The following is a 14,387-nucleotide window of genomic DNA, read 5'->3' as shown; positions in this document are numbered from 1 at the left end:
TTAGATTGTTCCTTTTTGTGTACCATTGAATGGTGGGGTTCAAAAAGAGGACGGTGTAAGATATGAAAGTATTAGAATTGATTGTACAAAACAAGCTAGAGGCAATGGAGGCAGAAAAATTAGGGGCTCATCGGTTGGAATTGGTATCAGCAATGAAAGAGGGTGGCCTTACTCCGAGTTACGGAACGATTAAGCAGGTAATGGAAAGTGTTAAAATACCTGTACAAATAATGGTTCGTCCCCACAGTTACCATTTCTCCTATACAAAAGACGAATTTAACGTAATTTGTGAAGATATCCACATGATTACGGAACTTGGTAGCAATCGAATTGTTTTTGGTGCCATTCATAAGGACGGTACAGTGAATGAAGAGATGCTAAATGAAATTATTGTGAAATTCCCAACTATTAATATAACGTTTCACCGTGCGTTTGATGAAGTTGTGTCCCAAGAAGCAGCGTATCACACTTTGTTGAAGTACAAACAACATGTAAAACGAATTCTTACTTCAGGTGGAGAGTCAAACTGTATGAAAGGAAAGGACAAGTTAGCTAAATTAGTTAAACTATCACATGAACAAGATGGTCCTATTATCATGCCAGGTTCAGGCCTATCACCAGATAACATTGCTTATATCCATGAAACAGTAGGTGCTGAACAGTACCATTTTGGGAGTGCTGTAAGGATTGAGAGCTCTTTTGCGAATGGGTTTTCTAAAAATGCAGTTGACCAGGTGCTTAATAATTTATTATAAAGTGCTGTCGCGAAATCTCAAATTTTAACTCCAATTTGGAGGAAAGGTTGGAAGAAAGTTGAATCCTATTTTAATTAAAAATGCCACGGTTTATGCAGAAAAAGAAACGCTTAGCAAAGGATATTTGTATATAAACGACGGACGAATCGTGGGTATTTTTTCACATGAGCCTAAAAATATACCAGAAAATACACAAGTCATTGATGGAACAAAACTTCATTTAATTCCTGGTTTTATTGATGGTCATATTCACGGTGGATATGGAAGTGATGTGATGGATGCTACACCAGAAGCATTAGAAAAAATGGCTTCCCATTTACCGTTAGAAGGAACAACGAGTTTTCTTCCGACGACCATCACCCAATCAAAGAAAAGTATTGAGAAGGCATTAATAAATATCGAGTCATATCAAAATAAACCTGGACATGCTGAAATAATAGGAATTCATCTCGAAGGTCCATTTGTGGAAAAAAAACGAAAAGGTGCGCAGCCTGAACAGTATATTATGAAACCAGACTTGGCGCTGTTTCAAAAATGGCAATTGTTGTCGGGAAACATGATTAAAACCATTACGATGGCCCCTGAACATGACGAGAAGGGTGAATTTATAAAAGCGTTATCCCAATCAGGCGTGAATGTATCAGCGGGACATACGGATGTTGGTTTTGAAGGGATGAAAAAAGCTGCTTCACAAGGAGTTCGTCAAGTTACCCATTTATGCAATGCAATGACCGGGATTCATCATCGTGATATTGGTGCTGTCGGAGCCGCATTTCAATTGAAGGAATTAAGTGCGGAGTTGATTTCGGATGGTATTCACGTAGTTCCAGAGATGATGCAGCTTATCTTTCAAACTATTGGTAGTGAGCGACTAATTATAATTACAGATTCGATGCGAGCGAAAGGATTGGAACCAGGGGAGTACGAACTTGGTGGACAGCCGGTCGTGGTAACAGAGGATCGTGCTCTTTTACCGAATGGTACGTTGGCGGGAAGTGTTTTAAAAATGAATGAAGCAGCTAGAGTGATGCTCCAGCTTGATGGTGTTGAGATTAGAGATATTATCCAAATGGCTAGCGTAAATCCAGCGAAGCAAATCGGCATATATGACCGAAAAGGTAGTCTTTCTATTGGAAAAGATGCTGACATGTTATTAGTTAACGATCAAATGAAAATACATTACACCATATGCCGCGGTGTAATAGCAAATAAAGGATGATGAAAATGAAAATAGTAAAAGTAAAAAATTATGAAGAAATGAGTAAACGAGCTTGTTCTATTATTTTAGAAAAAGTAAATTCAGTTGAAAATCCAGTGTTAGGATTGGCAACAGGGTCGACTCCAGAGGGGCTCTATAAATATATAATCGATGCTTACAAACAGAACGAGGTTTCTTTTAAGGATGTTACGACGTTTAACCTTGATGAATATATTGGTCTTGATAAACATAATGTTAATAGTTATTACACTTATATGAAAGAAAAGCTTTTTAAGCATTTGGATATTCGTCCAGAAAATTATCATTTACCTAATGGAAGTGCGGACGATATCAAGAAAGAATGCGAGCAGTATGAAAAGCTAATTGAACAAGCTGGTCACATCGATATTCAAGTGTTAGGCATTGGAGTCAATGGTCACATCGGATTTAATGAGCCAGGTACACCATTTACAAGCAGAACGCATGTGGTTGACTTAGCAGAATCAACTCGTCTAGCGAATGCAAGATTCTTCGATACTTTAGCCGATGTTCCAACGCAGGCGATTACGATGGGTATTGAAACAATTATGGAAAGCAAAACGATTTTATTGCTTGTATCCGGCGAACAAAAAGCAGAAGCATTAGCAAGATTATTAGATGGACCTGTCAGCGAGGATGTACCAGCGTCCATTCTAATGGAACATCCAAATGTTATTGTTATTGCGGATGAAGCTGCTTGGCAGTAAATGAACATTGGTTTTGGTATAACCAAATATTTTTAATAGGTTGCTGGCTGGCTGTAATCGGTATCTTATCCGATTAATGCCAGCCGATTTCTTTGCTTTCAATTAGCTTACTATTCCTTTAATTCTCCAAAATAGAAGAGAACATGAAATACCACTTCCTCTTCTTAGTAGTATTTCATACAATTTATTTTACTGATACCTTTCACTCTATATATTGCCTTAAGGAATCGAACAGTAATAGAGGAGGTAAGCAACTCTTTATATGTTCATGGTTCCTGTTATATCAATTAATTCACTTTGGTCATGTTAACAGGTCAAAGGTTCCAGAATTTTATAATTGTGTATAAGAGATAGACTACTTCAACAGCATGAACTGTAGCGGAGTTATTTCATGACGTTATTTAGTGGAATTGACAAATAGCGGGCTAATCACATCTACCCGATTAGTCCAAATTCCACCGTTATAATTTTTAGGTAGTCGTTCTAAATCTTTTTCTTGATCAAAACCTTCGGACCAATTTCCGGAACCGGCAACGAGAATCACCTTTGTGTCAACAGCGTCCATTCTATTTAGAAATTCCTCTGGATATCCCCAAAGAATTCGTGCGTATGTTTCCGGTATGTGAAGTTGCGTATTTTTACAAGCATCCGGCATATAGCCTGTCCACCCGACTGCTAAATAAGGAATAAGACAGCTTTTTAACGTTTCTTTCGACATAACGCGCATTTGCGGCATTTCTTCTTTTAGCGTCGCAATCGGTAAATCGCCGCCGTAGACTGCAACGTTTTCCAATATGTTTGGATATTTTGCAAGATAGTTTGCTAGTTGTACTCCTTCTTTTGCGTCGTTACTTTTAATGTGGATTAAAAGTTGTTTGTCAGGAAATGCTTCTAACACTTCACCGAGTGTCGGCATTAGGCCAACTCCTTTTCCGCGAAACGGGTATGTTTCTCCGTTATCGGCAGTGTAACCGTAGCCAACATCGAGTTGTTTTAGTTCTGCCATCGTGTGCTCTCGTGTTACCCCTTCACCATCCGTTCTACACTCCAAAGTCCAATCGTGGAATACGGCAAACTCCCCATCTTTCGTAGGATGAATATCCAACTCGACGATGTCTGCACCATGTTCAAATGCTGCTTCCATTGACGGAATCGTATTTTCTAAATAAGGATGCTCTGGCTCGTAAATTATCTCCGCAGTACAAGTTTCACCAGTAATCCCTTCCATTGGGAAAGTTTGTGCCAATCCACGGTGTGCCAAAAGAATAGGATCTCCGGTACGATCCTTTGTAAAAATCGAACTATTATTGAAGAATACAAATAATGTTAATAAGACAATGAAAAATATAAATCTTTTTATAAACTTTTTAATTTTCATATTGAGCACCTCCGTTGGCGTAAATTATTTTATATAACAATATATCTTTGGTGCGGTAAATACAAGGTTGATAGAGTGAAGAAAAGGCCGATTTACTATGTTTTGTAGTCGTTACCTTTAACTTTTTGAACGAATTGCTTAATGTTGTAGTTATTATAGTGTTGATATTTCGAAATTACTTAACAGGTTTTGAAATTTACTTAACAAGTTAGGAGAATTACTTAACAGGTATTCAGAATTACATAACAAGTTTTCGAAATTACTTAACAGGTTTTCAAATTTACTTAACAAGTTGCAGAATTTACTTAGCAGATAGTGAGTCTTACTTAACTAGTCGCGGAATTTACTTAACAAGTAGTCGAATTTATTTAACAAACGTGCAGAATTACTTAGCTTCAGCTAGTTTTTTTATATCACCATCTATTTCTCCACACTCCGTTTCCAATTTTATGAAACTTTTAGGAGGGAAGTCTCGTAATAAGTATAAGGTAGGTCGAAAAAAGAGGTTTACATTAATTAATGTGGGGCATGAAATCAGTCTCAAGATGGGGGTTCAGATGAAAAAGTTTTTTTCGATTTTTTTGCTAGTCTTACTAATGGTTGGTTTAGTAGCGTGTTCCTCGGATCAAGAGAAAGTTGATCATGAGACTTTGACTGAGGATGGGTCGCTAGGTGTTTTTTATAAAGTAAGTGAAGGAGACAATACTGTGTATTTGTTTGGATCTGTACATATTGGCAATGAAGAGATGTATCCAATGCATCCAAAAGTGGAGGAAGCATATAGTAAGGCGAGTGTGCTAGGTGTTGAAGTGGATATAAATAATATTAATCAAATGGAGCTTGCCCAAGCGATGACTGCTATTGCTATTTATCAAGATGGTACGTCATTAAAGGATCACCTATCCACAGAAGTGTATGATGAAGTTGTTTCAATAGGAGCCTCTGTTGGATTGGAAGAATTCATGATTGCAATGTACAAACCTGCCTTCGTTTCTGATTTAATTACTAATTATTATGCAGAGCAAAATGGGTATTCCGCTGAATTGGGGATTGATCAATATTTTCTAGATCGAGCGGCTGAGGATGAGAAGGTAGTGGAGGCACTAGAAAGCTTACAATCCCAGTTAGAAATTATGACTATTTTAGAAGAGGAAACGCAAATAAAAATGCTAGAAGACATGTTAGCGAATAAAGACAATTACAGCCAAGAATTAGATACTTTAGTTAATGCTTGGGTGGAAGGGGACGAACAGACATTTGAATCGATGCGTGCAGCTGAAGATTACGATAGTGAAGACTATCTTCGTTACAAAAAAGCGTTAAGCGATGATCGGGATCAAGAAATGGCCAATAAAATAGAGGGGTTCTTGCAATCTAAAGAAAATAATACCTACTTTGTTGTCGTTGGAACACTTCACCTTGTTGGAGAAAATAGTATTGTAGATGTTTTAAGAGAAAAGGGATATGAAGTGAAAAGTGGATTTGGACAATAGGTCCGAATCCTTTTTTTAGTAGAATGAGAAGTTTGGCCATCCTTTTACTTACTTGTGATAAGATAGAAACTGCACAAAGCGTACAATGTACTAATTCGAAAACGTGGGAGTGTTATTAGTGAAAAATAAGTCATGTTGTGCTGCATCAAGGACGTGTGGGGGGGTAAAAGATAGTGCCAATGAAAATGCCAATCAAGGCAGAGAGGCTACGATACAAATACCTAACCAGAAAAAAATTAGACGTAATCAAAGCCTGGTAGAATTGCCAGGTGGGGAATTTTTTATGGGAACAGACAGTAAGATAGGTTATTCAAGGGATGGAGAAGGTCCAAGGAGAAAAGTATACGTAAAACCGTTTGCGATTGACAGATATGCAGTGACGAATAAACAATTTCAGGAATTTGTAAAGGAAACAGGCTATGTAACAGATGCGGAGCGGTTTGGTTGGTCGTTCGTATTTCATTTATTGGTTTCCGAGAGTGTGAAAAAGAAAGTACAGAATGTGGTCCAGGACACCCCTTGGTGGTATGTAGTGGAAGGTGCTTATTGGAGGAAACCTGAAGGACCAGACTCTACTATTAAAAGACGTCTAGATCATCCTGTTATTCATATTTCATGGAATGATGCAAATGCCTATTGTAAATGGGCAGGGAAAAGATTACCTACAGAAGCGGAATGGGAATATGCTGCGAGGGGTGGTCTCAACAATAAATCATATCCATGGGGAAACGACTTATTAGTAAATGGAAAGCATCAATGTAATATTTGGCAAGGTGAATTTCCAAAAAAGAATACAAAAGAAGATGGCTATTTATCTACAGCACCAGTTAATTCGTACTCTCCGAATGGTTACGGGTTATTTAATGTAGTAGGTAATGTGTGGGAGTGGACAAATGATTGGTTTACTACCAAACATCTAATAGAAGACGTAATAGAAAACCCAACCGGCCCTAGAAATGGTTCGGCCAAAGTGATGAAAGGTGGGTCATATCTTTGCCATCAATCGTATTGTAACCGTTACCGAATAGCAGCTAGAACAGCTAATACTCCGGATAGCTCAACTGGAAATATCGGGTTTAGATGCGCTGTAGATATGGAATAGTTATGTTAATGATAGAATAAAACTTAAAGAGAGTTCAATAGAATCTAGTGACGAACTTTTGAAATATTGTGTAAGTTGTAGAAATTTACAGCGAAATTTGTAGAAATTTTAATGTTCATATATTGTAATCGTTTTCAACTTGGATTATAATTTATTTATTGAAACGTTTCAAAAATATAATCCAAGGGGGATTACGAACATCTAAATTATATATTTAAAAGGGATGAAGGAAAATTGCCAACACTAAAAGATGTCGCAAGAGAAGCTAATGTTAGTGTGTCCACCGCATCTTATGCAATTAATGGAAGCACATTAATTTCAAAAGAAACTCGGGAAAAAGTTATCCAAGCTGCTCAGAAAATTGGATATCGTCCGAACGCTAATGCTAAAAATCTAAAGAAAAATAAAAGTGAAGTAATCGGATTTTTTCTAAGTGGATTTACTGGTCCGTTTTTCAATGAAATATTAGAAGGTGTTCAAGATGTTGTAATTAAAAATGGATACGAAATGGTAGTTTGCGCATCTGACCAAAAACATAGATTGTTAGTTGAAAGCTATGTAGATGGGGCGATTATTTTAAATTTCCATTTAGGTGACCAAATAATTGAAGATCTTGCAAACGAAAAACTACCAATTGTGACTTTAGACCGCGAGATTGAAAACAAGTTTATTAAAAACGTCATTTTACAAAACAAGGTCGGTATGGACCTTGCAGTAAATCATCTAGTAAATAAGGGACATAAAAGAATTGGATTTATTGGAGGACATACAAATTCATATGACGGTGAAAAGCGTTTAGAAGGATTTAGAGAATCATTATCTGCTAAAAATTTACCTTTCCGAGAAAGTGACCTCATTAGGGCGAATTTTACAGAAATCAGTGGTTTGCTTGCTATGGAGCTTTTCATTGAGCTAAATAAAAATGATATGCCTACTGCCTTTGTAAGTGCGAACGATGAAATGGCAATGGGGGCAATAAAGGCATTACAGCAAAACGGTTTTCATGTACCGAATGATGTGGCTGTTGTAGGTTTTGATGATATTGCATTATCAAAATATGCAGACCCTCCGTTATCAACAGTTCGGATTCAAAAAAAGCTTTGGGGAGAAATTGCAGCAAATACTTTATTTAAAATGTTGGACAAGCAATATGAGGATGAGATTCCCGAAGTGCCTATTGAGTTTATCCAACGATCTTCAAGCTAAGCGTAGGAACTATTAATCTTTTAAACGAGCATCTAACCAAATCATCATCTTACTATAAATATTATGTAGTTAAATTTATTGTAAGTGATGTTTTATATACCTTTCAATTGAAACGATTCAATTGTTGTAAAACGTAAGTTTAGGACAGTTGAATGCGTAAAGATGTAAGCGTTTTTCCTTGAGAAAGATTATTAGCCTTATAGGTTAATGATAAATATTATAAGAAAAGGGGATTTTTAGATGAAAAAGTTAGCTTTATTAATCTCTGTTTTATTCTTGAGTGCATTTATTGTTGGTTGTACTTCGAACAATACAGATAACACTGGAAAAGACAATGATTCAAACGACAAAGTAACTGACGGTCAAGAAGAAGTTACGTTAAAAGTTGCTAGTTGGAGATTTGGTACTGAAGAAGATAACAACTTAGAAAGACAAATGATTCAAGCTTTCATGGAAGAGTACCCACATATCACAATTGAAATCGACGAGTCTATCGCTGATCCTTGGAATGATTCTTTAGCAACTGCCGCAAGTGCGGGGAACTTACCAGACGTTTTTGAAATTACAGAAATTCCTGTAGCGCTTCAAAACGAATGGTTATATGACTTAAGTGATATTGTTGATGGAGATGCAGATTTTGATAGCATTTCTGAGTCTGTAAAAGAAGTCTTATACCATGATGATAAAGTTATCGCGCTTCCATCTGGTCAGCATTTCTTAGGTTACTATGTAAACAAAGATCTTTATGATAGAGAAAACTTAGATGCCCCAGAATACGGTATGTCTATCGATGAGTTCTCTGATGCAGTTCGTAGTGTAACAGATATTAACAACGGTGTAATTGGTTTAAACCAACCATTCTCTATTATCGAATGGTACCCAGCTGCTGCAAACGACAACATGGGGATTTACACTTACAATGACGGACAGGTTAACTTAGACAGCAATGAATTTATTCGTGGAATTAACTTTGCAAATAGCATCGTGTCTAACGACTATGTATATGATGTAGCGTTATCAGATGATCAAAAAGCAAACTTCAATGGCGAAAATGCGACAGAAGTTTGGAATCAAGGTAATGTAGGTTTATTCTTCGATGGAACTTGGTCTATCGGTTGGATGGCCGAGCAATCTGACTTTAACTGGGACTTCGTTGGTATCCCTGGAGGAAGAACAGTTGTAGTTAACGACTTCATGGGAATCTCTAAAGCTACTAAACACCCAGAAGAAGCGTACCTTTTCACAAAATTCATGACATTTGGTAAAGAAGGGTTCATGAAGCGTCTAGAAGTTGCAGATGCAAATGGTGAGAAGTTAAACAACTTACCGATTTCTACAGATCAAGAAATACTAGATGAGTTCTTCTCAAGATTAGATGTACCTGGAATTTTAGAAGCTTACAACCACATCGATAACGGTGTAGCAAACTTACCGAAAATCGTACCTGGTTACATTGATGCTCGTTGGAATGCGCCAACAGGTGTTCAATTAAATGCCGATATTCCGAATGCAAGCATTGGTCAATTAATTGATGCAAGTATTAGAGGAGAAGTGAAGATTGAAGACTACATTTCTCAAGTAAATGATTTAGCAAACCAAAAGCTTCAAGAAGGTGCGGATGCACTTAAATAAGCTATTAATAAAGATAAAATAAGAAAAGTTTCAAATTTAGAGAAGAAAAACTAGCCCAGTTCGCATCCATACAATGACTTGCGACTAGCTAGTTTTTCTAAAAAGTATTTTTTATTGAAAGTTGAGGGAGGTAATGACATGAAGAAAAAGGCTTTGTTATGGTCGTTACTATTACTATTATTGTTGCCAAATACAATTATACACGCTGAGAATGGGGATCTTATTGATCAATCGACCGAACAATTAATAGAGCCTCATTATCGTCTTGTCCTCAACGAATGGGAGAAAAAAAATGTAGGTAGCACTGCTCCATTTGAGCGTGCTATCTCTCCTACTTCTTTTGAAAATATAGATGAACTTCAGCTATTAAACGAGTCAAGAAGCAATGGCTACAATGATCGTGTAGTCTATTGGGATAATGAACAAACGGTTAGTTTCGAAGTGGAAGTTGACGAATCTGGGTTGTATGAAGTCGGGTTTGACTATTATCCACTCGGTGATTTGATTATGCCAATAGAAGGTGCAATCAAAGTAAATGGAGAATTCCCATATTTCGAGAGTAGACGTATTGTGTTTCCTGTAGATTGGGAAAACGAAGTAAATGAATTTGAATTAGATCGTTATAACAATGAAATAGTACCGAACCAAAAACCAATTGAGCAATGGTATGAAATGAAGGCAACGGATGCAAAGCATTTTCACGCACGACCGCTTCAGTTTTATTTAGAAGCTGGGAAAAATATCATTTCCTTAACAAATTTAAAGGGTGAAATGTTATTAGGAAGTGCTTATATCACTTCACCAGAACAAATACCTAATTATGAAGATTATATTAGTGAAGCAAATCAAGAGGTAGTTTCCGAGCTTCATACTATCGAAGCGGAACATCCTTTAAAGAAAAATAGCTCGTATATTCGACCTTTTGCAGTAAATAGTATCTCCGCTCATCCTTACGATACGAGAAGGTCTCTCCTTAACACATTTGGAGGCGAGTCTTGGAGTACTTCAGGGGATACAGTAACTTGGGAAATTAATGTGGAAGAAGAAGGATACTATCATCTTTCTTTTAAAGCATTTCAAGATAAACAAACAGGAGCACCTGTTTTTCGAACAATTTATGTGAACGATAAAGTACCTTTTCAAGAGGTAGAACAATACAGATTAGATAACAGTAAAAAATGGTATAACGAAACGGTTAGCGATGAGAATGGAAATCCTTATAAATTCTATTTGAATAAAGGAACGAATACGTTGACGTTAAAAGCAGACGCTTCTCCGTTTGGAAGAGTCATTTTCGCAATTGAAGATACAATGAGAGGGATTGAAGAGCTTTCATTATCGATTCGAAAATTAACTGGTAACCAGCTGGATCAAAATAGAGATTGGAATTTAGGAGAATACCTTCCGGGAATTGAGCAACTATTACTAGACTGGGCAAATCGTCTAGATGAAGAAAGAAAGTATTTAAATGAAATAAGTGGTGGAAAAGAATCAACCGAAAGTGTTTCTTTAAAAATAAGTGTGGACAAGTTAAAAGCACTAGCAGCAAAACCGGATGAAATTCCGTTTAGAATGTCTGAGCTTTCGGAAGGATCTAACTCAGCAGCGCAGTTATTAGGGACGTTAATGATTGACCTGCAAAAGCAGCCACTTTTATTAGATCGTATATACGCACATGGTGACGAAGAATTACCGCCAGCGAATGCTGGAATTTTCGCTAGAGTAAAAGATTCGATTACGAACTTCTTTTTATCATTTAATAGAGATAATTTAGCAACTTCTAGTGTAGAAGAAGGAACAGTGGAAATCTGGGTGAACCGTCCAAGACAGTTCGTAGACTTAATGCAACATATGTTAGATCAAAAGTTTACACCTGAGACGGGAATTGAAGTAAAGCTATCATTAATGCCGGATGAAAGTAAGCTGATTCTTGCTAGTGCCGCGAACAGTCAACCTGATTTAGCATTAGGTATAAGTAACTGGCTTCCGTACGAACTGGCGATTCGTGGAGCGGCAGTGGATTTAAGACAGTTTGATGGATTTGAAGAAGTAGGACGACAATTTTCGCCAGGGGCATTCTTACCGCTGATCGTTGATGACTCGATTTATGCACTACCTGAGACGCAAGACTTCTTCGTTCAGTTTTATCGAAAAGATATTTTAAATTCTTTAAACATCCCAGTTCCAGATACGTGGGATGACGTGATTAGTATTTTACCTGAGTTACAACGCTATGGTTTAAATTATTATACGCCGATTGCTGGAGCGGTAGCATTTAAGCCATTCCAAACGACGGCGCCTTACATTTATCAGTTTGGTGGAGATTTATATAAAGAAGATGGAATAGGCACTACAATCGATAGTGAAGAGTCGCTACGTGGGATTCAATTTATGGCCGAGTTAAATACAATTTACTCTACGCCTTTACAAGTACCGAACTTTTACAATCACTTTAGATATTCGACGTTGCCAATCGGTATTGGAACATTCTCCGAATATGTTCAGCTAACGGCGGCAGCACCTGAAATTTCAGGTTGGTGGGATATTTCCTTACACCCAGGTGTGAAGCAAGAGGATGGATCTGTTGCTAGGTGGGCAACTGGTTCTGCGCAAGCTTCAATGATCTTTGAAGGGGACATGCAAGAAGAAGCTTGGGAAGTATTGAAATGGTGGACGTCTACCGAAACGCAAGTCGAGTATGCGAGAAGCTTACAAACACTTTACGGACCAGAGTATATGTGGAACACAGCGAACTTAAACGCTTTTAAGCAGTTACCTTGGCCGGATGATTTTAAAGATACGATTTTAGAGCAATGGGAATATTTAAGAGAAGTTCCGAAAACACCATACGCATATATGGTAGAGCGTGAGATAAGTAACGTGTGGAATAAGGTTGTTTTCGACGGAGAAAACATTCGTTCCGCGGTTGATGATTCTGTTATAACGATAGATCGAGAAATGAGACGTAAATTAGAGGAATTCGGTTATATGGAAAACGGTAAAGTGGTGAAGCCATATATGATTCCAACGATTGAAAAAGTAGAAAGGTGGCTGGGAACAGATAATGAAAATTAAACAGCATTTAAGTACATCTATATTTCTAGCGCCTTATATGATTCTGTTCACTACGTTTATTATAATTCCAGTAGTTGCTGCGATTGCGTTATCGTTTACGTACTTTAACGCAATCCAAATGCCTACTTTTGTTGGATTTTTAAACTACGTCAACCTACTAACGCAAGATCATATCTTTATGCAATATGTATTACCTAATACATTGATCTTTGCTTTTATTGTAGGACCTGGAGGATATATTCTTTCTTTCATCTTAGCTTGGACACTTGCACAAATTTCAAAGCTTCCAAGAACAATCTTGGCATTAATTATTTTCTCTCCTTCCATGACAGCTGGTGTTGCCATGGGAGTGGTGTGGAAAATCATTTTCAGCGGTGACGAATTCGGCTATTTAAATAATCTTTTAATAAGAATGGGCCTTATCTATGAACCAATTCAGTTCCTTCAATCACCAGATCATTTAATGACAATTATGATTTTAGTAACGTTATGGGGAAGCATGGGTGTCGGATTTTTAGCCATGTTATCTGGAGTGTTGAATATTAACAAAGAAGTATTTGAGGCTGGTTACATTGATGGAATAAGCAATCGATTCCAGGAAATTATATATATTACGATTCCTTCCATGAAACCGCAAATGTTCTTTGGAGCAGTAATGGCAGTAGTAGGAACTTTCCAGGCAGGAGCGATTGGTGTAGAGCTATCAGGCGCGAACCCAACTCCGCAATATTCCGGACAATTAATGGTTAACCACTTAGAAGACTTTGGATTTATCCGTTATGAAATGGGATATGCTGCGGCAATTTCCGTATTACTATTATTATTTATCTACTTATTTGCCAAAATTGCTAGAAAGCTATTTGCAGAAAAAGACTAATCATATTGTCATGTTACCCAATTTTCTTATTAGGAGGGGCTGGTTATGTCATCATTTAATGGGACAAAAATAAATCCAGATAAATTTCATCGCAGTCAGCTGAAATTTTATCTATTTCTTATCCCTTTATCGGTGTTTATGGCGTTGCCGATTATTTTTATCATTATGCACGCATTCAAGCCGATTGATGAGTTATTTGCTTATCCACCGAGATTTTTCGTGGAAAAGCCAACAATGCAAAACTTTGCTGATTTGTTTTCCTTAACGAATGCAACAGGTGTCCCAATTTCGAGATACTTGTTTAATAGTATTACAGTTACGTTAATCGTCGTATTCCTAACAGTGTTAATTAGTACGATGGCAGGATTTGTTCTTTCAAAGAAGCGTTTTCGATTAAAGAAAACTATTTTTGAAATTAATACCCTTGCGCTTATGTTCGTACCAGCTGCAGTAGGGATACCACGTTATTTATTAATTGAAGAAGTTGGTCTACTAGATACGTTCTTCGTACACATTTTTCCATTGCTTGCAATGCCAGTAGGACTGTTCTTAGTGAAACAGTTTATTGATCAAATACCAAATGAATTAATAGAGGCTGCCCAAATGGATGGTGCTTCCGATTTCCGTATTTTCGCCACCATTATCGTACCTTTAGTAAAGCCTGCTATTGCAACCATCGCAATATTGTCTTTCCAAATGGTATGGAATAACGCAGAAACCTCTATCCTTTATGTAAATGATGAGAATTTAAAGACATTTGCATTCTTTATGGGAACGTTAGCATCTGACACAGGGAATTCCGTTGCGGGTCAAGGGATGTCAGCGGCGGCATCTTTAATTATGTTCATTCCGAACTTAATTATTTTCATCTTCTTACAAAGTAAGGTAATGAACACTATGGCACATTCAGGTATTAAGTAATGTT

The 14,387-nt window shown here is 37.2% G+C and carries 11 protein-coding genes; 10 read left to right on the top strand and 1 reads right to left on the bottom strand.

The window, feature by feature from the left end; translation table 11 throughout:
- Positions 1–62: 62 nt before the first annotated feature.
- From O1A01_RS22795 to nagB, 3 genes are read left to right on the top strand one after another with little or no spacing between them, the layout of a single operon-like run.
- The gene (locus tag O1A01_RS22795) at positions 63–755 is read left to right on the top strand and encodes a copper homeostasis protein CutC (RefSeq protein ID WP_270065105.1); all 693 of its coding nucleotides are present in this window, start codon (positions 63–65) and stop codon (positions 753–755) included.
- Between the two features lie 58 nt (positions 756–813).
- The gene (gene nagA / locus O1A01_RS22790; protein ID WP_270065104.1) at positions 814–1,974 is read left to right on the top strand and encodes an N-acetylglucosamine-6-phosphate deacetylase; all 1,161 of its coding nucleotides are present in this window, start codon (positions 814–816) and stop codon (positions 1,972–1,974) included.
- A gap of 5 nt (positions 1,975–1,979) precedes the next feature.
- Complete coding sequence (gene nagB / locus O1A01_RS22785) at positions 1,980–2,699, top strand: glucosamine-6-phosphate deaminase (protein ID WP_270065103.1); 720 nt, start codon at positions 1,980–1,982, stop codon at positions 2,697–2,699.
- A gap of 397 nt (positions 2,700–3,096) precedes the next feature.
- Here the strand turns inward: nagB and O1A01_RS22780 are convergent, their stop codons facing one another.
- Entirely contained in the window at positions 3,097–4,077 is a 981-nt protein-coding gene (locus O1A01_RS22780) for a glycerophosphodiester phosphodiesterase family protein (protein ID WP_270065102.1), read from the bottom strand.
- Between the two features lie 557 nt (positions 4,078–4,634).
- Here O1A01_RS22780 and O1A01_RS22775 point away from each other — a divergent pair.
- The 7 genes from O1A01_RS22775 (at position 4,635) to O1A01_RS22745 (ending at position 14,383) form a co-directional block, all read left to right on the top strand.
- Positions 4,635–5,570 (top strand): TraB/GumN family protein, encoded by a 936-nt coding sequence (locus O1A01_RS22775; RefSeq protein ID WP_270065101.1) that lies wholly within the window; start codon positions 4,635–4,637, stop codon positions 5,568–5,570.
- 118 nt (positions 5,571–5,688) lie between these two features.
- Entirely contained in the window at positions 5,689–6,672 is a 984-nt protein-coding gene (locus O1A01_RS22770; protein WP_443081791.1) for a formylglycine-generating enzyme family protein, read from the top strand.
- Between the two features lie 234 nt (positions 6,673–6,906).
- Complete coding sequence (locus O1A01_RS22765; RefSeq protein WP_270065100.1) at positions 6,907–7,878, top strand: LacI family DNA-binding transcriptional regulator; 972 nt, start codon at positions 6,907–6,909, stop codon at positions 7,876–7,878.
- A 240-nt stretch (positions 7,879–8,118) separates the two neighbouring features.
- Positions 8,119–9,510 carry an ABC transporter substrate-binding protein gene (locus O1A01_RS22760; protein WP_270065099.1) on the top strand — a complete coding sequence of 464 codons (1,392 nt, stop codon included), beginning with the start codon at positions 8,119–8,121 and terminating at the stop codon, positions 9,508–9,510.
- Positions 9,511–9,648: 138 nt separating this feature from the next.
- On the top strand, positions 9,649–12,585 hold the full coding sequence (locus tag O1A01_RS22755) for an extracellular solute-binding protein (protein ID WP_270065098.1): 2,937 nt from the start codon (positions 9,649–9,651) through the stop codon (positions 12,583–12,585).
- Complete coding sequence (locus O1A01_RS22750; RefSeq protein ID WP_270065097.1) at positions 12,575–13,462, top strand: carbohydrate ABC transporter permease; 888 nt, start codon at positions 12,575–12,577, stop codon at positions 13,460–13,462. The genes O1A01_RS22755 and O1A01_RS22750 overlap by 11 nt, the downstream gene beginning before the upstream one ends.
- A gap of 45 nt (positions 13,463–13,507) precedes the next feature.
- Positions 13,508–14,383, top strand: a complete 876-nt coding sequence (locus O1A01_RS22745) for a carbohydrate ABC transporter permease (protein ID WP_270065096.1) — start codon at positions 13,508–13,510, stop codon at positions 14,381–14,383.
- Positions 14,384–14,387 lie beyond the last annotated feature (4 nt).

The organism is Sutcliffiella sp. NC1, from assembly GCF_027594365.1.
Lineage (GTDB): Bacteria > Bacillota > Bacilli > Bacillales > Bacillaceae_I > Sutcliffiella > Sutcliffiella cohnii.
The sequence above is the reverse complement of the archived record's forward strand: the minus strand, read 5'-3'. Positions and strand labels throughout refer to the sequence as shown.